This is a genomic window from Congregibacter sp., assembly GCF_045107095.1.
Lineage (GTDB): Bacteria > Pseudomonadota > Gammaproteobacteria > Pseudomonadales > Halieaceae > Congregibacter.
Genome location: NZ_JBGCFU010000138.1, coordinates 1 through 22,279, shown reverse-complemented (window position 1 = coordinate 22,279; position 22,279 = coordinate 1). Strand labels below are relative to the sequence as shown.

Annotated in this window: 23 protein-coding genes; 5 read left to right on the top strand and 18 right to left on the bottom strand. The window is 54.5% G+C overall.

Features of this window, described 5'->3' with window-relative positions; genetic code table 11:
- Positions 1 to 29 precede the first annotated feature (29 nt).
- Positions 30 to 389 (top strand): GFA family protein, encoded by a 360-nt coding sequence (locus AB8B76_RS15960; RefSeq protein ID WP_405273882.1) that lies wholly within the window; start codon positions 30 to 32, stop codon positions 387 to 389.
- A 25-nt stretch (positions 390 to 414) separates the two neighbouring features.
- On the opposite strand, the gene AB8B76_RS15955 is transcribed toward AB8B76_RS15960, so the two are convergent.
- Positions 415 to 1,545, bottom strand: coding sequence for a porin (locus AB8B76_RS15955; protein WP_405273881.1), 1,131 nt, complete (start codon positions 1,543 to 1,545; stop codon positions 415 to 417).
- Positions 1,546 to 1,787: 242 nt separating this feature from the next.
- On the opposite strand from AB8B76_RS15955, the gene AB8B76_RS15950 reads away from it, so the two are divergent.
- The gene (locus tag AB8B76_RS15950) at positions 1,788 to 2,453 is read left to right on the top strand and encodes a glutathione S-transferase (RefSeq protein WP_405273880.1); all 666 of its coding nucleotides are present in this window, start codon (positions 1,788 to 1,790) and stop codon (positions 2,451 to 2,453) included.
- Between the two features lie 37 nt (positions 2,454 to 2,490).
- Here the strand turns inward: AB8B76_RS15950 and AB8B76_RS15945 are convergent, their stop codons facing one another.
- The gene (locus AB8B76_RS15945; RefSeq protein ID WP_405273879.1) at positions 2,491 to 4,401 is read right to left on the bottom strand and encodes a TonB-dependent receptor plug domain-containing protein; all 1,911 of its coding nucleotides are present in this window, start codon (positions 4,399 to 4,401) and stop codon (positions 2,491 to 2,493) included.
- A gap of 99 nt (positions 4,402 to 4,500) precedes the next feature.
- Between AB8B76_RS15945 and AB8B76_RS15940 the strand changes: the two genes are divergently transcribed.
- From AB8B76_RS15940 to AB8B76_RS15930, 3 genes are all read left to right on the top strand, one after another.
- A complete protein-coding gene (locus AB8B76_RS15940) occupies positions 4,501 to 5,469 on the top strand; it encodes a cation diffusion facilitator family transporter (RefSeq protein ID WP_405273878.1) in 969 nt (322 codons plus the stop codon).
- Positions 5,470 to 5,491: 22 nt separating this feature from the next.
- Positions 5,492 to 6,535 (top strand): NADP(H)-dependent aldo-keto reductase, encoded by a 1,044-nt coding sequence (locus AB8B76_RS15935; RefSeq protein ID WP_405273877.1) that lies wholly within the window; start codon positions 5,492 to 5,494, stop codon positions 6,533 to 6,535.
- Between the two features lie 109 nt (positions 6,536 to 6,644).
- Positions 6,645 to 7,061, top strand: a complete 417-nt coding sequence (locus tag AB8B76_RS15930) for a DUF6524 family protein (RefSeq protein WP_405273876.1) — start codon at positions 6,645 to 6,647, stop codon at positions 7,059 to 7,061.
- A 105-nt stretch (positions 7,062 to 7,166) separates the two neighbouring features.
- Here AB8B76_RS15930 and AB8B76_RS15925 read toward each other — a convergent pair whose 3' ends face one another.
- The 16 genes from AB8B76_RS15925 to AB8B76_RS15850 all read right to left on the bottom strand — a co-directional run.
- Positions 7,167 to 7,493, bottom strand: coding sequence for a hypothetical protein (locus tag AB8B76_RS15925; protein WP_405273875.1), 327 nt, complete (start codon positions 7,491 to 7,493; stop codon positions 7,167 to 7,169).
- Positions 7,494 to 7,565: 72 nt separating this feature from the next.
- Positions 7,566 to 8,486 (bottom strand): LysR family transcriptional regulator, encoded by a 921-nt coding sequence (locus AB8B76_RS15920; protein WP_405273874.1) that lies wholly within the window; start codon positions 8,484 to 8,486, stop codon positions 7,566 to 7,568.
- A gap of 5 nt (positions 8,487 to 8,491) precedes the next feature.
- Positions 8,492 to 9,451, bottom strand: coding sequence for a DHH family phosphoesterase (locus AB8B76_RS15915; protein WP_405273873.1), 960 nt, complete (start codon positions 9,449 to 9,451; stop codon positions 8,492 to 8,494).
- Between the two features lie 102 nt (positions 9,452 to 9,553).
- Positions 9,554 to 11,587 (bottom strand): polysaccharide biosynthesis protein, encoded by a 2,034-nt coding sequence (locus tag AB8B76_RS15910; RefSeq protein WP_405273872.1) that lies wholly within the window; start codon positions 11,585 to 11,587, stop codon positions 9,554 to 9,556.
- A gap of 86 nt (positions 11,588 to 11,673) precedes the next feature.
- The gene (locus tag AB8B76_RS15905) at positions 11,674 to 12,654 is read right to left on the bottom strand and encodes an MraY family glycosyltransferase (protein ID WP_405273871.1); all 981 of its coding nucleotides are present in this window, start codon (positions 12,652 to 12,654) and stop codon (positions 11,674 to 11,676) included.
- Entirely contained in the window at positions 12,644 to 13,576 is a 933-nt protein-coding gene (locus AB8B76_RS15900; RefSeq protein WP_405273869.1) for an NAD-dependent epimerase/dehydratase family protein, read from the bottom strand. The genes AB8B76_RS15905 and AB8B76_RS15900 overlap by 11 nt, the downstream gene beginning before the upstream one ends.
- A gap of 93 nt (positions 13,577 to 13,669) precedes the next feature.
- Positions 13,670 to 14,164, bottom strand: coding sequence for a ComEA family DNA-binding protein (locus tag AB8B76_RS15895; protein WP_405273868.1), 495 nt, complete (start codon positions 14,162 to 14,164; stop codon positions 13,670 to 13,672).
- Between the two features lie 198 nt (positions 14,165 to 14,362).
- Positions 14,363 to 15,058: an orotidine-5'-phosphate decarboxylase gene (pyrF, locus tag AB8B76_RS15890; protein ID WP_405273867.1), complete on the bottom strand. Its 696-nt coding sequence runs from the start codon at positions 15,056 to 15,058 to the stop codon at positions 14,363 to 14,365.
- 4 nt (positions 15,059 to 15,062) lie between these two features.
- Positions 15,063 to 16,271 carry a lipopolysaccharide assembly protein LapB gene (gene lapB, locus AB8B76_RS15885; RefSeq protein ID WP_405273866.1) on the bottom strand — a complete coding sequence of 403 codons (1,209 nt, stop codon included), beginning with the start codon at positions 16,269 to 16,271 and terminating at the stop codon, positions 15,063 to 15,065.
- Positions 16,264 to 16,569, bottom strand: a complete 306-nt coding sequence (locus tag AB8B76_RS15880) for a lipopolysaccharide assembly protein LapA domain-containing protein (RefSeq protein WP_405273865.1) — start codon at positions 16,567 to 16,569, stop codon at positions 16,264 to 16,266. The genes lapB and AB8B76_RS15880 overlap by 8 nt, the downstream gene beginning before the upstream one ends.
- Before the next feature lie 11 nt (positions 16,570 to 16,580).
- Entirely contained in the window at positions 16,581 to 16,877 is a 297-nt protein-coding gene (gene ihfB, locus AB8B76_RS15875; protein WP_405273864.1) for an integration host factor subunit beta, read from the bottom strand.
- Positions 16,878 to 17,148: 271 nt separating this feature from the next.
- Entirely contained in the window at positions 17,149 to 18,822 is a 1,674-nt protein-coding gene (gene rpsA / locus AB8B76_RS15870) for a 30S ribosomal protein S1 (RefSeq protein ID WP_405273863.1), read from the bottom strand.
- A 209-nt stretch (positions 18,823 to 19,031) separates the two neighbouring features.
- Positions 19,032 to 19,712: a (d)CMP kinase gene (gene cmk / locus AB8B76_RS15865; protein ID WP_405273862.1), complete on the bottom strand. Its 681-nt coding sequence runs from the start codon at positions 19,710 to 19,712 to the stop codon at positions 19,032 to 19,034.
- Positions 19,709 to 21,019 carry a 3-phosphoshikimate 1-carboxyvinyltransferase gene (gene aroA / locus AB8B76_RS15860; protein WP_405273861.1) on the bottom strand — a complete coding sequence of 437 codons (1,311 nt, stop codon included), beginning with the start codon at positions 21,017 to 21,019 and terminating at the stop codon, positions 19,709 to 19,711. Before aroA ends, cmk begins: the two co-directional genes overlap by 4 nt.
- 55 nt (positions 21,020 to 21,074) lie before the next feature.
- The gene (locus AB8B76_RS15855) at positions 21,075 to 21,974 is read right to left on the bottom strand and encodes a prephenate dehydrogenase (protein WP_405273860.1); all 900 of its coding nucleotides are present in this window, start codon (positions 21,972 to 21,974) and stop codon (positions 21,075 to 21,077) included.
- Positions 21,975 to 21,983: 9 nt separating this feature from the next.
- Positions 21,984 to 22,279: prephenate dehydratase (locus AB8B76_RS15850; RefSeq protein ID WP_405273858.1), on the bottom strand; the 296-nt coding region annotated here is incomplete at its 5' end.

Sequence of the window (22,279 nt, the reverse complement as noted above, 5' to 3'; positions counted from 1 at the left end):
ATACACCACAAACTCAACAGGAGCAGCCGATGCCCGAAGCCAGCTGCCACTGCGGCGCCATTAAAATCACGCTGGCAATTACTCCGGAGACGCTTGTGCAATGCACCTGCTCAGTATGCCGGCGCTATGGCGCTCAATGGGCATTCCTTGACACAGAAACCACATCGGTGAAGGCCGCGCCCGGTAGCCTTGTGTCGTACATTTGGGGGGATAAGCAAATTGCTTTTCAACACTGTGCGAACTGTGGATGCATGACCCACTATGACTCCCTCAGTGAAGAGCAGCCAAAACGTGTAGCGGTAAATGGTCGCATGCTAGCCGCAGAAGTAACTCAAGATCTGAAGCTACGCACCTTCGACGGGGCGGAGACGTGGCAGTTCTTGGATTGAGGCCGCCTGTCAGAGAGCATGGCAACTACCAAAACACTCGAAGAGCGGTAGTAAATCCCCAGCCTCGGTAGGCACCGCCATCGCCTGCCGAATCCTGCATTTCCGTAAACTGCAGTCCCGACTGCCACTTCAGTTTGTGTCCATAGAGAAACACATTTACCCCCGCATAGAACTCTTGATACTCATCGCCCCGCTCTTCGACTATCTCACGTTCGTAGCGACCCAGACGCACGCCATTGTTGTCTGCACTCTCTAGCCAGGTGTAGCGGAGGACAGCCTGAAACTGCGGGCTGTAAGTGTAAAACGGCATTAGGGTAAGACCACGTGTGTCACTTCGATCGCCGTAGCCGTTTCCTAGCGCCAAGTCGCTCCACAAGCCCCACTTATCGACTTCCCATTTACCCGAAAAAGAGAGCACCTGCGACAAATCTGGGGTTTGCGCCCCCTCTCGCTCCTCATTCCGGACAAAGTCAAAGCGTAACTCAGCGCGATCAACTGACAAGTGGCCGGAAAAATCACGGCCAAGCGACAGCAGTGTAAATGCTCCCGCCTCGAAGAGACCAAAGTTTTCATTACTCTCGGCTGAGAACAATCCCGCCTTCCACCCCCACCCACCGTCAGTCTCTCCACCAGCCGAGACACCGGTGAAGTACTCCGATGTAAACCACAAATTGTTGGTCAGATTGTTACGCTGGGGCGTCAAGAGTTTTGTAGAGGAAGTAGCTCCATCAAGGGTAAAACCCGCCGACTGCTTTAGCAGCTTAACTTGCAGTCTTTCATTAGGCTTCCATGCAATGTAGGCATCGGTGAAGCGGTTAAACGATTCATCTGATTCATCATCACCCCTACTCGTGTTCGCATTGAGGTCCCAATCGCCCTCTACATGCACGAGCCAGTTTTCCCGTAACTGCGCTTTAAAGCCAAAACGGAATCGTCGCCAGAGAGCATCTTCAAAGCGACCTTGTTTTGCGTCAAAAATCGCCGCATCGGCCTGTAAGCGCCCGCTCAAGGTGACTTTCTGTAGCAATGCATCGTTACTGCCAGCTTCGTAAAGGTTGGCAGCATTCCACAGGCTATCGAGTGTTGGAGAGGAATCTGACTCGGCCCATACAGGTTCCGGCTGCAGTAAGGTTCCAAGGAGAATCCAGCTCAACACGAAGAAACTACGAACACTCGCGTTAAAGGTTATCGAGCTTGCCTTAAAGCGGCTTCTTGATACAGAGAAAAAGAGTAGTGAGCAATACACGACTCGATCATAGCAAACGGGTAAATCCGAAAGCCCTAACTCTCATGCATACGACGGGAATCTTAGGTCCGTAGATCTCTGTGTAGGTTTGCACCTTTTTGTGACGAGCCTGTACAGTTCGTAACGAATCCGAATTTTGTGATCGCCACTATATGCCAGAGCAAAACCTCGCAGCGCTCCCTTTGCTATATAGCTTTCGCCGCTGCCCTTACGCGATCCGCGCACGGATGGCTGTGGCCTACTCCGGCGCTCAGGTAGAACTGCGCGAAGTCGTACTTAAAGACAAGCCCGCGGCCATGCTTGCTGCCTCACAAAAAGGAACGGTCCCTGTTCTCGTCTTAGCGGATGGAGAAGTAATCGATGAGAGTATTGATGTCATGCGTTGGGCGCTCAGTCATGCGGACCCTGACGGTTGGCTCCCGAGAGACGAAGATTCCACCGGAGCTTCACTTATAGCTGAGAATGACGGGAGCTTTAAAATCCTGCTCGACAAGTACAAATACGCCGACCGACATCCGGAGCACGACGCAAAATGGTATCGGGATGAGGCTTGCGAGTTTCTAGAAAGACTCGAGCAGTGTTTGAAAAAAAACGATTGGCTGTCGGGGTCGACAAAAGGTTTCGCCGATATCGCTATCTTTCCCTTCATTCGGCAGTTTGCCGGCGTGGACCGCGAGTGGTTTGATCAAGCGCCCTACCCTGCACTCCGCGCTTGGCTGGACAGGCTTCTGGGGGTTTCGCTTTTTACGCGTGTCATGAAAAAGTATCCCCAGTGGGTGCCAGAGCAGCCTCCGGAGATATTCCCCGGCCGGAGTTAAGTCCCAGCGCCAGAGCGCAGCTATCAGCTATCAGCTATCAGCTATCACGCCACTCTAAACGTATCCCCACGGTTCTTCCCGGCTGCAAGGGCGCAACGTCGTCCGCTGTGGAGCGGTACTCCTCGTCCAGAATGTTGCTGAGAAATAGTTCGGCGCGCCAGCTATTTGCTACACGCTGAGAGAAGCGCGCATTCCAAATCCAGGCAGAATCCAGGGGTACTTCATCCGCGCCAAATTCTTCTCTTGAGTCACGAAAACTAAGGTCACTGTAGAAGCCCCTTTGCTCGCGCTCCCACGCAAAAAAATAGCGCAGCGCCGGGGGATTAAGGTCAGCCAGGGTGTTACCTTGATCGTCTTCACCCTCTTGCCACTGATAACTCAGTCGGTGATTAACCGGACCCGTTTGAAATCCTACATCCAGCTCGATCCCCTGGATACTTGCACCATCCAGATTGCGATAGGACACAAGCTCGGGTCCTACGGGGTAGCGCTCGATATAATCCTCAAGATCGCTGTAATACACAGAAACCCCACCACCGAAAGAAGAAGACAGAGGCGTAAACCTTAAATCTATCTCTCCGCTGCGCCGTGTTTCAGCTTTAAGGTCAGGGTTACCCAAGACCTCTCCTCGGGGGGTCGTACCATTGAAATAGCGCTCACTCAGGCCGGGAAAACGAAAGCCCGATGCAAGCTCGCCGCGAAGTGACCAGCCCTCAGCAAAACTGTAATCCAGAGCCGCACTACCCGACCATTGTCCATCAGAGTTCTTGCGCGCATCGGTGGACTGTTCGATCCGGTCATATCGCAGTCCTCCGCTTACGCTGACATCACCCACCTTCCATTGCTGATCGGCAAAGGCGGCAAGGGTATCCTCGTCACCATCCACCAGTTCCTGCGCAACAATTAAACTTCCATCAGGACTGTATTCCTCATCTCTGATGGACACCCCGCGTCGGCCGACCCACTCAAGCCCCACACTGCCTGTACCAGCAAGAATTGCGGTGTTTGCCTGAAACAGACCTCCGAGGGTGTGAGACCGGTAGCTGGTAAGATTTCGCCGCTCCCTAACCCGCTCAACGTCTGCTGCCCAATCTTGATAGTGGTGGTAGCCTCGCAGAAACCAGTCCCCTCCCGAACGCAACTCTAATTGGGTAACGGAATGATTATCGTCGGGATAACTGCTCACTCGGCGCTCGGGAAACAAAGCATTACTTTTGCCGATATCTCGCCCCGCACTACCCAACCAACTGTAGGACAAATCTAACTCACCAAGAGCGTAAGCGCCTGAGAGGGTTGCCGCCACTTGCTCAAAGGCTGTGTTCAGCGTGTCTCCATTGGGGCCATCAGCGTCATCCGCCCGTCTGATGCTCAGGCCCGCAGATAAGCCATCACCGCTCCCTGAGAGAGCAGTCAAGGAAAACTGCTCTCCATTATCAGCTCCCTCAAACTTTAGGGATCTACCATCGGGAATCCGTGAATCGAGGCTCACGACGCCGCCCATCGCGCCGGACCCGTACAAGGTAGAAGAAGCGGACTTATCGACCGACACCTGCGCAATGAGATCGGGAGGAGCAAACGACGCTGAGTTACCTGCGCGACGGTCCGTGATAATGGGAACACCGTTTAGCTCGGTACGAACTCTCCAACGGCTAAATCCCCGAATACTGTAGGCCTGAAACAAACCACCCTGGCCGTTTAAACTCACTCCCGGTAGTTGCTCAATCCAGTCTCCCACTGTTCGATTCAGGGACACCTGCTCATCGAAAGCTATAACATCTGTGGTGACTGAACCGAGGGTCGATATCAACGTATCTCTGCGGCCCACGACCTTTACTTCCTCAAGCTCCGCCGCCTCTGCCAGACTCAGGCTAATCGCACCTAGAAAGCTTTGGACCGAGATGACACCAACACACAAACGTGCAGTGGTTGCCAAGGGAAAGAAAGACATGGTGATAGAATCGTTACCTGATTTGAGGATGCGACTTTACGCATTTGGGGCGCGGACTTAAACCCTCGTGCAGTTAATGACCAATGCTTAGGACCAACTTTGGGACCTGCTAAATCCAAACCTGGCGAAACAGACCATCAGGAAGCGCAAGCCGCGAGGCTCATGCGCTTGGCAACGCTTGCCTCCGTGTTGACTGCATGCCTGTTGATTATCGTAAAGCTCTTCGCGTACTTGAGTACCGGAGCAGTGAGTATCCTGGCATCCCTTATGGACTCGCTCATGGATTCAGTTGCATCGCTGATCAATTTTTTTGCCGTCCGCTACGCTCTTACCCCCGCGGATAACAACCACCGCTTTGGTCATGGCAAGGCCGAGTCTCTCGCGGCCTTGATTCAGGCTGCTTTTATTGTGGCTACCAGTGCCTTTTTGATCCACGAGGCGCTGCACCGCTTGTTTGAGCCCGTGCCAATGCCAGCCGTAACAGCTGGCGTGGCCGTCATGCTATTGGCGATGGTCGCGACCTCGCTTTTAGTCATGTTTCAGGTTTATGTTGTCCGTCGCACGGGCTCAACAGCTATCCATGCAGATTCTGTTCATTATCGCGCAGACCTCCTAAGCAATGCAGCGACCCTCCTGGCATTGCTACTGGCTAGCCAGGGCGTGATACAGGCAGATCCGGTCTTCGCCCTCCTTATAGCCCTTTACCTACTGATATCGACGCGCGAGATACTGCGCCAGGCTTTGAATGAACTACTGGACCGAGAACTCCCTGAACACCAACGACAGCAGATTTCGGCGATCGCGCTCGCCAACGCTTCGGTGAAAGGCCTCCATGACTTGAGAACGCGACAATCGGGGCGCACAGCCATCATTCAGCTTCACCTCGAAATGGATAGTGATATCTCTTTAATCGAAGCCCATCACATTTCTGATGAAGTTGAGGTCGCCATCTTGGAACAGTTTCCTGGCGCGGATATTGTCATCCACCAGGACCCGATAGGTGTTATCGAAGTACAACGCTGGCAAACTGATAATCCATCGATGACCAATCCCCAAAAATATAACTAGCAAAGGACAAAACCAGAGCGCTATGGAATACAGAAAACTCGGTAACAGCGACATTGATATCAGCCTCATTTGCCTCGGGACGATGACCTTCGGCGAGCAAAACACCTACGAAGAGGCTGCCGAGCAAATGGATTACGCTGTAAGCCAGGGCGTGAATTTTTTTGATGCCGCAGAAATGTATCCGGTACCCCCTCGCCCCGAGACTCAGGGAGAAACGGAGCGCATCATCGGCCAGTGGCTGCATAAACGCGGCAAGCGTGATGACATCGTGTTGGCTACAAAAGTTGCAGGACGAAGCTTGCCCGGTGGTGACTTTGATCACCTACGAGAGGGACCAAGACTCTCTCGGGAACAGATCCACGCGGCCATCGACTCCTCGTTACAGCGTCTTCAAACGGACTACGTAGATCTCTATCAAGTGCATTGGCCCGAGCGAATCACAAACTTCTTCGGCCAACTGGGTTACCGACACAGAGATGACGACGGGATTGCTATCGAAGAGACGCTGTCTGCTCTGGGAGAGCTGGTCAAGGCAGGCAAGGTGCGCGCGATTGGTATATCGAACGAGACCCCTTGGGGACTTATGGAGTATCTGCGGGTCGCCCGCGAAAAAGATCTTCCTCGAGTGCAATCAATTCAAAACCCTTACAACCTCCTCAATCGCAGCTTTGAAGTGGGATTGGCGGAAATGACCATAAGAGAAAAAGCAGGCCTCCTAGCTTACTCGCCCTTGGCCTTCGGTATGTTATCGGGCAAGTACGCCGGTGGCGCTCGCCCCGCCGGCGCACGACTCACCCGCTTTGAACGCTTCAGCCGCTACAACAATCCGCAGTCGGAGGCGGCCACAGACGCATACGTCGCCCTCGCTCGCGACGCCGGATTAGATCCCGCTCAAATGGCCCTCGCGTTCGTAAACAGCCGGCAGTTCACAAGCAGTAATATCATCGGTGCGACCACCATGGAGCAGCTGCGGACAAACATTGCCAGCGTCGACCTAAAGCTCGACAAAGATCTATTACGCAAAATAGAGGAGATACATCAGATCTACCCTATTCCGGCACCCTGAAATGCTCAGCGATTGCGTAGCTGCACACTTTGCTCTAGCTTTACGTTTCAACGTGAGTGCAGCAGTAAAACTGCGTTAGATAACTAAAGAGAATGACGGAGAAATAAGCATGGCAAAGTCTTTTGGACTCGATAGCTTCCTGGTCCGGTGGTTGTTTGCCGTAGCGCTGGTTTTCGGCACGTACAACCCGACCGCTTTTTCTTATGTGGGCTGGCTCTTATCAGAAAACTTCAGTTTCGGTCCCCTCCCGGCCCTGGTAGGCGTTGCGCTACTCATCGCTTGGCTGGTTTATCTCCGTGCCACATTCAATTCCTTGGGATGGCTGGGAATTGCTCTTGGAGCGGCGCTCTTCGGATGCATGATCTGGCTGTTTATTGACCTTGGCTTACTCTCCACTGATGCCACGGGCGCCCTTACCTGGCTCGCTCTACTGCTAGTCTCGCTGCTATTGGCGGCCGGCATGTCCTGGTCGCATATCCGGCGCAGGCTGAGTGGCCAGCTGGATGTGGATGACGTAGAGGACTGAACAGGCAAAAAAAACCCGGAACCTGAGGTTCCGGGACAATGCGGTTGCACCATGAGTACCGCCGCGGGGTTTAAGGGCCGGCGAATCCCCGCCGGCCCGCAAGACTTATTGAACTAAGCTGACCTTCTGCTCGGATTCTGACGGAGAGAGTGCGACGCCGTCGCCGGTCGCGAGGCTGCTAGCGCCATCACTGCTCACGGAGCAAACGATAACCGTGTTCTCGCCATCCTTGGGGTTAACCATCAGACGCAGATGGGTTTCGCCGGAGCTACGCTTGATGCTGCGCAGTCGAGTGCGAGTACTATCACCGTAGTAAGACTCAATGTCCGCCTTGCACTGGGCAAGGTTTTCACGATCTTGCTTGCCGGCGAAAGCTGATACTGCGCCTGTGGCGAGAATGATTCCGATGCTTGAAACGAGGACTTTCTTCATGGTGGATCTCCTTCCTGAATGTTGAGACCCACTATAGGCGCTGCATAAATGAAGCGCGATATCCGGTATTGACTACGCTTGCTGCATTTTTGCAACACCCTCTTCTTCGTCACAACAGCTATCAAAGTAGGGACGAAGCTGTGAAAGCTCTTCCGCCAGAATCTCTCTCAGAATCCGCATGCGCGCTGACAAGCGCAAATCTTTATGCGTCAGCACCCATAGATCGAGATAGTGATGTACGTCTTCCCCGGGCACCCTGACAACTTCAGGGTGATCTCTGAACATGGCACAAGCAGCAAACATCATACCCATCTTGGAGCGCACCGCTTCTACTTGCAGAGTAATCGCCGAGACTGCGTGACGAACTGGTAAGTGCCCGTTTTTACAGAGTTTTTTCCAAGAATCATCGTAGTTATTGCCATGTAGACCTATCCAAGTGAGATGACTCACATCTTCAGGGTCATCAGGATTGAGGAGATCACGGTGGACATAGGCAGACGCGGTCATCCCGGAGATTTTCCGACCGATCAGGTTTTCAGGGGGCGACGAACCGGTCAAAAAAATACGGATTGCGATATCGGCCTCCCGTCGACCCAAATCCAGGGCATCCGGACTACTGATGACCTCTAGATCAATACCGGGATAATCCGCGGCGAATTGGGCTAGGCGCGGCATGAGCACGTTAAAGCCGCTCGCCGGAGGCAAGGTCAACCGAATCGTTCCTTCCAACTCCTGATCCGTGCCCGTGACCTGACGCTCGGCTGTCAGCATGAGCTCTTCAACATGCTCGGCGGTTGGCAGAAGGTTCTCTGCCGTCTGCGTCATCCGGTACCCCTCGGGAGTACGGTCGAACAACCTCGACCCCAGGTCACGCTCAAAATCGTCTAAGCGACGAGTCACCGTGGAGTTACTGACGCCCAGAAGCTGCGCAGCACCGCGTGCGGAACGCTTTCGAGATAGCGCGAGGAGAATCTTTAAGTCGTCCCAATCCATAAAAGCTAGGGGTAAATCGCTGAAAAGGCGTCGATAAATGCAGCAAGCTGATCGGCTGGCAGCTCGTTAATTCCTGCCGCGGCCGCACGACCGCCTCCGGTTTCGAATTGTCGACACAAGGTATCGGCGTCTCGCTTGTCACTCAAAGGAGCTCGCACGCTCACCAAGTATCCACCATTTGCCTTTTGAGTCAGTACGGCGTGGGCACGCGCTGGCGTAGCATTGGCAAGAGCGTTGCCATAAACACCGCTAACCCTGCGGGCCCAGGGCGCATCGGGGAGCATGAACAGAGCGGCGGCGTCATTTTCCCACTCGGGCGACAGCGACGTCGCGCTACCCATGTCCCCTTCATAGCCCTGCTCGAGCTTCTCAAAACTCGAAATAGCATCGCTAACGAACAAACGGGGCTCGGCGTAGGCACGCATTAACTGGTAGAGCTCCGCAGGATGAAAATGTAGATCATTCAGAGCTGCGCCATAGCCATTGTAATTAACGTAGGTACCCAAGCGTTTGTAGAGCTCGACGGTCTCAGCATCCAAATCCAAGGTCTTCGCCACAGCTTTGGCACTATCATCCAGATTGTCGCCAAAAGCACCGACCACCGCCCAGTGGGCATAGGCACCGCGTAAATGGCCATTCACAAGAAGACTCGTGCACACGTCGGGCGCAGTGTTAATCAAAGCTTCCAGATTCGGGTGCTTGGGAATCTCGCCGGCAAAGTGATGGTCGCAATAGAACACGTGGGTCCCTGCGGCCAGTAACGCCTCCAGCGGTTCACGATTCTTATCCAGTGAGACATCAAGCACCGTCACCCTCTCGGCTACGGTCGGGTCAAGTACTTCAAGCAGCTGAATATCGCGTTTTACCCCCGTGACGAGCTCTGCCTCCCTAGGCATAGCCTGACGTAACTGCAGGAGCGCGCAGATGCCATCGGCATCACCATTAAATACATCAAAGCTTTTCATCGCGTCAGTATGCCGTGAGTTGTAAGAAGGGTCGAGACAGAGAAAGCTGCGTTGGTGACGCTGCCCCGCGCCGATGCGTCACAGGCGGGGAGCGTAAAGACGTTAAAGGTCGAGCGCTGAGTCCGGGAATAGCTTTTCGACGTTGGCGACTTCGCTGTCGGTGGCAGATGCACGACGCTTGCCGGCGCGGCCTTGTTTGACCCAAATGTGATCGTGGCGAATCTCGTGGCTGGCAAAGCCGCTGACCGCCTCGCGAAGCACCTCGGTGATTCCCTGGCAATCCATATCTTCGCAGCGCAACATCAACTCCTTAAGAGCTACACCGACCTGCCCGTGAGACAGGCATTCTTCTTCCGCGCGCATGATCATAGGATGGCCGGTACCGCTCACCGATGAGCCGAGGAGTAGTTCTTCGTGGAGCTTTTCGCCGGGTCGTAAACCGATGAATTCGATGTCTACCGCGTCTAACTTGTCACGCCCGGATCCCACCTCATGACCGCTTAGACGGATCATGCGTTTGGCGAGGTCGACTATGCGAACGGGTTCTCCCATATCGAGCACAAACACATCTCCGCCGGTGCCCATGGCGCTAGCCTGCAGCACAAGGTGTGCTGCCTCCTGGATACTCATAAAGTAGCGGGAAACCTCTGGGTGGGTCACCGTAACCGGGCCGCCAGATTCAATTTGCTCGCGAAACAAAGGTACAACGGAGCCCGAAGACCCGAGCACGTTCCCGAAGCGGACCATACAAAATCGCGTGGAGCTCTCTTCACCCGCAAGCCCCTGCAAGATCAATTCAGCAAAACGCTTTGATGCGCCCATTATGTTGGTCGGACGTACGGCTTTATCAGTAGAAATAAGCACGAAAGTCTCGACTTGCGCGAGGCGCGCCGCCTCAGCCGCATGCCAGGTTCCAAAGACGTTATTCGCAACACCTTCAGCGACGTTATGTTCCACCATGGGCACGTGCTTGTACGCCGCAGCGTGGTAAACGGTCTGAACCCCAAAGGTCCTGAAAATCGTTTCCATGCGTCGCTGATCTCGAACCGATCCCAGCAGACAAACCGTATCGACATGTATCTGCAAACCCGTCTGCAAGTCCTTGAGCTCGCGCTCGATACGATAGAGGGCGTACTCGGAATTATCTAGAAGAACGATCTGCTTAGGGCCTGCCTCCAGAATCTGACGGCATAGCTCAGCACCGATCGAGCCGCCAGCGCCGGTAACCATCACTACTTTGCCGGTAATGCAGCGGTCAATAAGCTCAGGATGAGGAGGTACGGGATCACGACCGAGAAGGTCATCAAGATCAATGTCCTGAATCTGGCTGACCATCGCTGCGCCACCCACCAGTTCATTGATCTTGGGTACGGTACGTACGTGCACAGGCAGACCAACCAGAGAGTTGATAATCTCTCGCCGCCGCTCCGCGGATGCAGATGGTATCGCCAAGAGAACCTGGGTAATCGCATGTTGCTCTATCAGGCGTTCAAGATCGCGAGGCCACGCGACCTGCAAACCATTAATAACAGCGTGCTGTGCTCGAGGGTCGTCATCTACAAACGCCACAACGCGGTACTGATCACCATGGTGCAGCGCCGTCAGCAATTGGCGACCAGACTCACCTGCACCGTAAATCAGGACATTTTTGCCACTGGAGCGAAGTCGCGCCTGATAACCCGCACGGACGATTAAGCGCGACCCGCCGATAGTGAACATCGCCATCGCCCAATACACAAAAGGCATCGACCTTGGCACATCGGCCTGAGTGAAAAATATTGCCGCGCCGAGGGCGAGCGTGGAATAACTGACAGCCTGAATAATTGTCCAGATCGCCTGCTGTCCCATGAAGCGGATAATCGCTCGATAAAGACCCATACGCAGAAAGACAACGGCGCTGGCAAGCATAGTCAATGCAGCACAGAAAAGTTCTACGCTGCCGGGTGGCTGGGAAAAAGAGGCAAAGGGGTAACCGAAAGCGACAATGAGTGACAGGGCAACAAAGCCCATGTCCACTCCAAGGACCATGGCCTGCTTGACGTTGCGAGGCACTTCTACGATGCGGAGAATGAGTTGGACAGGAATGTCCACTACTGCGCGCACTCTCTCCACCAGATTTTGGGCTGGTTTATTCAATCGTTTTATTTCACTCCGCGCTGGTTATGCGCCTGTCAGCTTGTAATTGAGAACGCTGTATTTAATGCCGACTTAAGATTTGAATGTTACTTCAAACGGCGCAATTTCGCTATGAGTAAGAGTTGCGGGAATAATCCTAGGACTAACAACGTCCATTCTGGCAAGGCCCTGAAAGCGGATAAGATCGCCAGGGGCAGAAGCCAACATAGATGCAAAAGCAATAAGGCGAAATCAACCCGTTTATGGCTATCCCAATGCCGCGCGAGGCGCTGGTAGCAGTGCCCACTGTGTGCTTCGGTTAAGTGCTCCCTTCGTATAACCCGTTCCATGAGGGTGACGCCGGTGTCCAACAAAAAGGGACTCATGAGCAGCACCCACGCGATAATCGGTAAATGCGCATCCTGCCAGGCCAACAACCCTAGCCAACCTATGAGCATCCCGGCACTGAGGCTCCCGGCGTCCCCCATAAACAGCTTGGCCGGTGGCCAGTTGAACACGAGAAAACCGGCATAACCACCGGCGATAATCACACAGAACACCAGATACGTGCGCTCGGCACCTGTGATAAGGGCCACTGTAAGCATGCCTCCGGCCACCAGTACCGTATGAAGCGCAGCAAGACCATCAATGCCGTCCATGAAGTTGTAGAGATTAAGCAACCACGCGAAACCAACAATCAAGAGCGGCCACATCCACGACGGCATGGGCTCAGAACCTAAATTCGCAAACACGGCAAATGCTGACAACAAGAGGAACACACAAAGACGTAAATAAACCGGTACCGGACGCCGGTCATCCCAGGCTCCCAGCGCGCACACAGCGACAATCAGCCACAACATCGTGGATAACGACACTTGATCAGGATTTTGTCCTGACACCGCTGACGCCAGCAGACTAATGACGATGGCGGCAACAATCGCCAAGCCACCAGAGCTTGGGGTCACCACCACGTGTGCGCTGCGATGGTTTGGAGCGTCCAAAAATCGCAAACGCTTCGCCAGGGGAAGATAAACGGCCGTGAACATTAGGCTCAAAAGCAGCGCCAGTAAGCCGAAACTAAGATGCATCTGCGACGACTCCCAAACTGGATTCAAAGCTCAATGACGGGCTGAAGCCTAAAACATCCAAGCCTTTTGACGCATAACACTCGTCACCGGTCATACGATCCCAGGTTCGCCCTGGCGCTTCACCACGAACTGTATCCAGAATCCGGCCAAGGACTTGCCAAACAAACGCTGGCGGTGATGGCAGCCAGGGCTGCCGCTGCACTGCCGTACAAAGTGCCGCGTGCAATCTCCGGGTGCTGTAAGACTCACCATCGGTCACAGTCACAAACGTCTGCTTGTCGTCGAGGGGGAACTCCACTAACAATGTCAGCAGGCGAACAAGATCAGCCAGAGCAATCATGCTTCTCTGCCCGCCCTCAGGTGGAGTGGGTAAATGCAGATTCGCCCAGCGACGAAGCCAGCGTAGGTGCCCCAAAGAACCTTCGCTATAAACAAGGGCAGGACGAAGGACGACAAGCGTCACGTCACTACCCTGGAAACGCTGCCGCAGGCCCTCCTCGGCCACCGCTTTGGACTGGGCATAGGGGTTTTTGGCTTCTGACACTTGCAACAAGACACCACTTTCGTCGTACTCAGCTGTCTCTGCTTTGACACTGCTCACGAATACAAAGCGGCGCACGCCCGCCGCTATCGCTCTGTCGGCCAAGGCCAAAGAAGCATCGACGTTAACAGTCTGATAAACGGCAATGTCACCCTGCTGATGGGCTACGCCAGCCAGATGCACGACTACGTCCACATCCTGCAGCGGGAGCTCCCATGTATCGCTGCTGAAGTCGCATTCGAAGAGGCTCGCGTTAGCTCTTTGTAACGCGGACACAGCTCCAGAACGGCACTGCATACTCAGCAGATACTTCCGCTCCGCGAGCGCTGGTAACAACGCTTGTCCGATGTATCCGTTGGCTCCTGTTACCAGGCAATGCACGCCCTACGCTCCCCACTCAATCACTGCGGCGGAATGGTGCGCGTATAGGGCGAAGAAATAAAGGGGGCTGTAGCCCCCTTCTGGACGGCGCGCTTAACGAATACGTATCAGCTTGCGATTCCGCTCCACGGTCGCGGCGCCTATCCCGGTAACTTCCGACAGCTCTTCCACTGACTCGAAGGGTCCAAACTGCTCCCGGTATCGCACGATAGCCTCAGCTTTGCTTCCACCAATCCCGTTAAGCTGGCTGGAGAGTTCGATGGCTGATGCACTGTTGATGTTCACAGATTCCATGCTCATCTCGCCCGCCACTTCCATCGGCGATGTGTCAGCCTTATTCGGTGTCGCTGACTGCGCAAGCGCGGACGATCCATAGAGGGAAAGCTGTGTCGCCATAACAGCAGCCGTCAATAAAGGCAGTCCACGACGGAGAGATAAGCAACGGGAAAGCGCCCGTTTGCATGTGCGGATTCCGGCATCCGTCGATGCTGCCAGCGTACGAAATGGATTGACCGCCCACAGATTTTTTTGCGGAGAAGCATCGGAAAAGGTGGAAAATATCGAACGAATAGTCTTTGTGTCATTCACGGTGAGACCTCCTTGTCATCGCGTGATAAATCGAGCCTGTGAATCTAATACCCAGCGAAGCAGCTTCGCCTGGCACCGCAGGCGCTATGGATCAATCGGAAGCGGTGCTGCACTCCGATTGAACAACGAGACTAGCAAGGATTTCGCCCTGTGCGCCGTCATTGGTCGCATTGGGCAGAACTGACTGAGCGAGACTTTTTAAAGGGAGCGATTGATCGCTTCTAATGCAGCAGCGGGATCCTCGGCGCGGGTGATCGGCCGCCCGACCACAAGATAGCTAGCCCCCGCCTCCATCGCTTCAGCGGGAGTCAGTATTCGTCGTTGATCATCAGCTGTGGCACCAGCGGGACGGATACCGGGAGTAACCAACGCAAAAGTAGAGCCGAGTTCTTGACGTAGGACGGTGGCCTCTTTGGCCGAGCACACGACACCTTGAAGGCCGCAGTCTTTCGCCAGGTTTGCAAGGCGAAGAACCTGTTCGCCGAGAGAACCTTCATAGCCAAGCTCGCCAAAGTCCTGAGCATCCATGCTAGTCAGCACCGTCACACCTATAAGCATCGGTGGTGTCGACAAACTTGCAAACGCTTCTACCGAGGCCTCGAGCATTCGACGCCCTCCGCTCACGTGGACATTGACCATCCAAACACCCATCGCCGCTGCGCTGCGCAAGGCACCCGCGACGGTGTTGGGAATATCGTGAAATTTGAGATCAAGAAACACCTCGAAGCCGAGGTCCTGTAGCCGTTCAACGAGAAGAGGTCCCGACGCTGTAAACAGCTCTTTACCGACTTTGAGTCGACAGGCTGAGGGATCCAAAACAGACGCAAGCTCCAGTGCCGGAGCCATCTCTGGATAGTCCAGAGCCACGATGACCGGTGATGCCGCATTGACCATAGAATTACTCCGTTTCTGCGGTACGTATAGTTCTGAAGGTGCCCCAATACTTGCAGCCCGGGCAAAACCAAAGCAAGCGACGAGCAGAGAAACCGCAGTGATCGCAGCGATAGGCGGGGCGCACTTCGATGAGGCGATCCAACAGGACTCCCAACATTGATAGGGAGTCCCCCGGCGTGCTCGGGCTCTCTTCCTGCTGGATGCGAATCAAACGCAGCAAGCCTCTCAGCGATGGGGCTTGAGCGAGACGATCGGCTAAAAAACCATGCGCTGCCGCATTTCCTTCGTCCCGCCGAATGTCTTCCGCCACCGCGATCATCAGCGGAGTAGAGGGATGTTCATCCAGACAGCGGCGGAGGTACCCCGAAAGAGCCTCTTCCTCTCCGAGCGCGGCATAGCACTCTCTCAACGCGGGAATAGCCTCCGGCAGAAACTCGGCATGCTGTTCCACAACGCGCGTGAGCGCATCTATAGCCAGTCTGTGGTTGCCCGCGGCGCCTTCAAAGCGCCCCAGCTCAAGGGATGCCCGCGCGCAGGAGGGGTCGCTGCGCAGAGCGTCCTGCAACAATGTCCTGGCGTCATCAATACGACCGTCATCGGCGGCTTCTATGGCGAGCTCGCAGTAAAAATGTGCCAGTTGTACAGGTATAGCTTGTCCCGAAAGCTGGGGGGCCTGAGCCTCACCACCCAACAGGCTGCGTCTGGGAAGCAGGGCCCTTGCCTCATCTATCGCTCGCTGCCACTCGCTCTCCGAACGATAGATTTCCACAAGATACAGACGACTGATGTCGCGCTGCTCATCGGACTCCGCCACTAGGTCGAGAAGCAGCGTTTCAGCCCGATCCAGAAGACCTGCAGAAATGTAGTCTCTGGCTAGCTCCAGATGGGCAATATGCATTTGTGATCGCGGAAGGTTTGGACGCGCCAGAAGGTTTTGGTGAATCCGTATAGCTCGATCGACCTCACCGCGACGACGAAGCACGTTCCCTAAAGCAATATGGGTTTCCAGGGTCTCGCTATTGACCTCCAGAGCGCTAATGAACTGATCCACCGCGCCATCGGGTCGGCCATCTAAAAGGTAATTCAGACCGCGGTAATACTGACTCGGTGGTCCCGCAAGGCCACTACTTGCTCCTTTAAGGCTCCGGCGTCCTAACCACCAGCCGCACGCCACCGCTGAAAACAGCAGAAGGAAAACCAGCGCATCATTCACGCGTGGCGAGACCCTTCACGCGGAGTCGGTCGACCTCGGATTGTGTATTAGCAATTTGCCGCCGGGCCGACATAAGCCTCGCCCGCAAACGGAGCACTGCAAACGATGACAGCAATAGACCAAGAAATCCCCCAAGCGCGAGTGCGCCCAATACCCAGAGCGCCAAACTACGGGGAGGAAGAATCATAAAGAGAACATCCAGAGGCACAGGTTCGGCATTTTGCAGGGCGAACAACACACCAAGCCCGGCCATCGCCAAGGCGAGAATCAAGGCTAAAAGCTTACGCACGAAACCCATTAGATTGCCACTCAGAGACCAGCCTGCAGTCCGAGATTGACCCTATCTCTAAGCTCCTTACCCGGTTTAAAGTGAGGAACGTACTTGCCCGTCAACTCCACTGCGTCTCCGGTCTTGGGGTTCCGCCCCCGGCGAGGCTCCCGGTAGTGCAGCGAAAAGCTGCCAAAGCCCCGAATCTCAATTCGACCACCGCCACTCAAAGAGTTAGACATCTGCTCGATGACGGTTTTCACAGCCAGCTCAACGTCTTTTGTGGACAATTGGGTTTGCTTCAACGCAATGGCTTCAATGAGTTCGCTTTTTGTCATTAGGATCGACCCCAACCTATCGTCAGTGTGTAACCGCCCGCAGCTAAAGCGTGGGGCATGTAGTTTCCCCTCATGGCATGTGCGACTACTGTTAGGGGCATTGTGTACGCTTCGATAAATTCACGCAAGTGCCTATTTTATATGGAAAATTTACACTTCCAAAGAAGCTTCATCCGCCGCAAGAAGAAGATGGACCCAAATTAAGGCAAAAAAAAGGGCCCCGAAAGGCCCTTAGCTTAGCCAGTCTTTAAGACCAGCTTGTTTGCAAAGATCACTGACCGCCCATTTGAGCCTTGATCAGGTCACCAATAGTACCCGGTGAGGATGCTTCAGCTTCGTCTTTCAGAGACTTAACAGCCTCCTTCTCATCGTCAAAGTCCTTCGCTTTAATCGACAACGCTACTCCGCGATTCTTGCGGTCAGCAGAAATGATCTTAGCTTCTACCGAATCGCCAACCTTGAACTCGCTGCGCGCGTCTTCGATGCGCTCGCGGCTGATGTCTGCAACCTTGAGAATGCCTTCAACTTCTTCTGCCAGCTTCACGGTCACAAACTTAGGATCAACTTCGATCACTTCGCCGGTGACGATGCTGCCGCGATCATTAACGGCAATGTAGTTGCTGAATGGATCGTCTTCGAGTTGCTTAACGCCCAGGGAGATGCGCTCACGCTCAGGATCAACAGAAAGGATGACCGTTTCGATCTCATCGCCCTTCTTGTAGTTCCGAACCGCTTCTTCGCCAGTCTCATTCCAGCTAATATCAGACAAGTGCACCAGTCCGTCGATATTGCCCTCGAGGCCAATAAAGATACCGAAATCGGTGATGGACTTGATCACGCCAGAGATACGATCGCCTTTGCTTGCGCCAGACGCGAAAGCGTCCCATGGATTCTGCTGGCACTGCTTGATGCCCAGAGAAATACGACGACGCTCCTCGTCGATATCCAGAACCATGACTTCGACTTCGTCACCCAGCTGAACAATCTTCGACGGATGTACGTTCTTGTTGGTCCAATCCATTTCGGATACGTGAACCAGGCCTTCAACACCCTCTTCGATCTCGGCAAAACAGCCGTAATCGGTGAGGTTGGTAACTTTAGCCATGACACGGCTACCTTCAGGGTAGCGACCTGTGATCTCGACCCAGGGATCTTCGCCCAGTTGCTTGAGACCCAGAGACACGCGATTACGCTCGCGATCAAACTTGAGAACTTTAACGTCAAGTTCCTGACCGACTTCGACAATCTCTGAAGGATGTTTGATGCGCTTCCACGCCATATCCGTGATGTGCAGCAGACCGTCAACTCCGCCCAGATCAACAAAGGCACCGTAATCGGTGAGGTTCTTGACCACACCCTTAATGGACTGACCTTCCTGGAGGCCTGCAAGCAGAGCATCACGCTCAACGCTGTTAGCAGCTTCCATTACCGCACGGCGAGAAACGACAACGTTGTTGCGCTTCTGATCGAGCTTGATGACTTTGAAGTCCAGCTCTTTGCCTTCGAGGTGCGCGGTGTCACGCACGGGACGTACGTCCACGAGAGAGCCAGGCAGGAACGCGCGAATAGTATTGACGTCAACGGTAAAGCCACCTTTGACCTTGCCATTGATAACACCCTTAACCACTTCTTCAGCGGCAAAGGCTGCTTCGAGATCTTTCCAGGATTCTGCACGCTTAGCTTTCTCACGGGACAGTTTGGTTTCACCAAAACCGTCTTCAACCGTTTCCAGCGCGACCTGGACTTCGTCACCGATGTTCAGGCTGCATTCGCCCGCCGCATCAATGAACTGCGCCCGGGGAATAACACCCTCAGACTTGAGTCCCGCGTGAACGGTGACCCACTCATTGTCGATATCGATTACCACGCCGGTGACGATGGCGCCGGGCTGCATATCGACTGTTTTTAAACTTTCTTCAAATAGATCAGCGAAGGATTCGCTCATTACATAGTTACCTGTTTTTTGGGTTGGCGCTAAGCGCCTGCCGCTCCTCCAGCAGGAACGACTCCTGTTCAAATAAAGCCTTTCTGAAACGGTGCTGGATCAAGTTTCAACAAAAGCTAACAATTCACGAGACCTTTACTTCGAAGCTTTAACTTCAAATAAAACCGGCAATTTCCAAAAAAACCGCCCTTGAGTGTTAGCTAATAAGACTAACTAACCAGCTGTCTAAGGCGTGCTTCTCGGAGAACGGTGTCAAGCACCGAATCTGCCGAAACACCTGTACTATCAATGACTAAGGCATCAGTAGCAGGTACCAGCGGGGACTCCGTTCTATTCCTGTCACGTGCGTCCCGCTCCTCGATGGTCTCGAGAAGGCGCGCGAGGGTAACACTTTCGCCTTTTGCCAGCAACTGACGATAACGACGCTCGGCGCGGGCTTCGGCGCTGGCTGTGAGGAATACTTTCAGGGGGGCATCCGGGAATACCACTGTCCCCATATCACGGCCGTCAGCCACCAAACCGGGCGCTACAGCCATCTGGCGCTGGCGCTGAAGAAGCGCGGCGCGGACGTCACCCATTGCGGCCACTTTAGAGGCCGCCGAGCTGCAGGATTCACTGCGAATTGCCAGACTAATATCTTGTCCGTTCAACAGGACCTGCGTAAGCCCTTCTGCGGCGGGCACGAACTCCAAAGCGAGATGACTCGCGATTTCTGCGATTGCAGATTCATCCGACAACGAAACATTATCGGTAAGCACGGCAAAGGCAGTGACGCGGTACAACGCGCCACTGTCCAGCATGCTCCAGCCTAATTTGCTGGCCAGACTGTAGGACAAAGTGCCCTTACCTGCACCACCGGGGCCGTCCACGGTGATGATCGGCACGCTCACTCGCCAGTATCTCGAGACGCTATCTGCAGACCCAAGCCTCGGGTCAAGGCATCAAAATCCGGGAAGGAAGTTGCAACGTGGTCGCAATCAAGAATCCGGATCTCGCTCTCGGCACGCAGCGCTGCCACGGCAAAAGACATAGCGATACGGTGATCATGAAAAGTTCTGATAGTGCCTCCAGACATGGCGCCGCCATCAATAATGATGCCGTCATCCAGCACCTCATTTTGAACACCCAGGGTCGACAAGCCTTCGGCCATACTCGCGATTCGGTCACTTTCTTTGACACGAAGCTCTTCCGCTCCTCTCAAAACGGTCCGCCCCTCGGCGCAAGCAGCAGCAATAAAGAGTACCGGGAATTCATCAATAGCCAGGGGCACCAGGTGCCGGGGTATATCGATGCCCCTCAGGAGTGCTGAACGCACAAGAATATCCGCCACAGGCTCGCCACCAATCTCCCGCTCGTTTTGCAGCGTGATATCTGCTCCCATTAGCCGGAGAATACTGATTACACCCGTACGGGTGGGGTTAACCCCAACGTGCGTGAGCAACAATTCAGAGTCAGGCGCAATGCTTGCCGCGACAAGCAGAAACGCCGCCGAAGAAATATCAGAGGGAACGTCGATCTCACAGCCTCGTAACTCACCGCCGCCATGAAGACTGGTAACGCCGTCACGCGACTCCAGCTCGTAGCCAAAGCCGCGGAGCATTCGCTCGGTATGGTCCCGAGTAGGGGCAGGCTCGGTTACAGACGTCTCACCCTCAGCAAAGAGCCCAGCCAACAGTACACAAGACTTCACCTGCGCACTCGCCATGGGTAAATCGTAATGAATACCCTGTAAGGTCGACGTACCCGCTATCTGTAAGGGCGGCCTGCCGCCGTCGCCAGACACAATCGTCGCACCCATGCGCGTAAGCGGTGTAATCACGCGTTGCATAGGTCGCCCCATGAGTGATGCGTCGCCTAGCAACTCACTGGCAAAAGCTTGTCCCGCTAGAATCCCGCAAAGCAGGCGCATACTTGTCCCGGAATTCCCCATATCCAGCGGGCTCGAGGCCTGTTGTAAGCCTTTGAGACCCACACCTTGGATCCGCAAAGCGCCCTTTTTGGGGCCTTCGATCTCAACGCCCAAGGCGCGAAAAGCTGCCACCGTCGCCAAAGCGTCTTCACCTTGCAAAAACCCCGTAACGGATGTTTCGCCGGTAGCCAGAGCACCGAGCATGACGGACCGATGAGATATCGATTTATCGCCGGGAACACGAGCCTCGCCGTGAATACTGCCGCCGGGTGCTACCAAGAATTCCACGTTCTACTTACTCCTTTAAACCGGGATCTGCGCCGCGAAGGCCCGATAGTCTCTATCAGGTCTCACCGCGGTCACGCATCGCCAGATCTCTGGCGAACTCATCTCTGGCACTCTTCGATGAACGAAAGATATTTTCCAAAGCCTCTCCATCACGCGCGGCAATGAACGAGCGTAGTGTATTCAAATGGTCACAAAAGCCATCCAGGGAGCTTAGCAACGCGTCTCTGTTGGCCAGTGAAATGTCTCTCCACATCACAGGGTCACTTGAGGCTATGCGCGTAAAATCGCGAAAGCCTCCCGCAGCGAAACGAAAGATATCGTCACGAATGGGCGATTGGGCCAGTGCGTCCACTAATGCATAAGCAAGAACATGCGGCAGATGGCTGGTCGCCGCCAGCACATTGTCATGCTCCTCTACGCCCATGCATTGAACCGTCGCTCCCGCTGCCGCCCACATTTTTTGCACCAGCCCAAGGGCTAGAGGGTCTGTGTTCGAGTCGGGAGTGAGGATAACGCGATGATGCTCAAACAAGGCAGCGTCCGAGGCCGCAACACCAGATCGTTCCGACCCTGCGATGGGGTGTCCGGGGACATAAATAGCAGCACCTGCTGGCGCAGCATCAACAACCCTTCGATACAAATCGCCTTTTACACTCGCAACATCAGTGATGCATTGCGCCGTCCCCGGCTCGTTAAGCATGGCGATAATCAGGCTCTCGCAAGCAATGGTTGGCGTAGCAAGGACAGCTATATCTACCGTTTGCATAAGAGCGGCGACACTACCTGAGGCAGTATCGATAATACCCAGCTTAAGTGCTTGCTCGAGCGCATCAGCGTCTCGATCCCATGCGCTTACTGACGATGCGAAGCCGCTATTCTTTAGCGCCCCTGCAAGAGAGCCTCCAATAAGCCCAATCCCGACAAACCCGACGCTGTACTGTGTTCCATCGCTCACCGATGAAACTCAGAGAACGCCACGGGGATAAGAACCTAGGGGCTTGAGCAAGATGGATTGCTCTTCAAGCTCACGCATAATCTCCAACACCGCGGGATCCTGTACGTGGCCTTCAAACTCGATAAAGAAAACGTAGGCCCATTTTTCCGTGCGTGACGGACGGGTATCAATGCGCGTCAGACTCACGCCATGGCGGCGAAAAGGGTCTAGCAGCGTAAACAACGCTCCAGGCTTGTTTCGGCTTGAAACAACGATGGATGTTTTGTCGACACCGCTCGGTGGCACTTCGCTGCGACCGATAACCA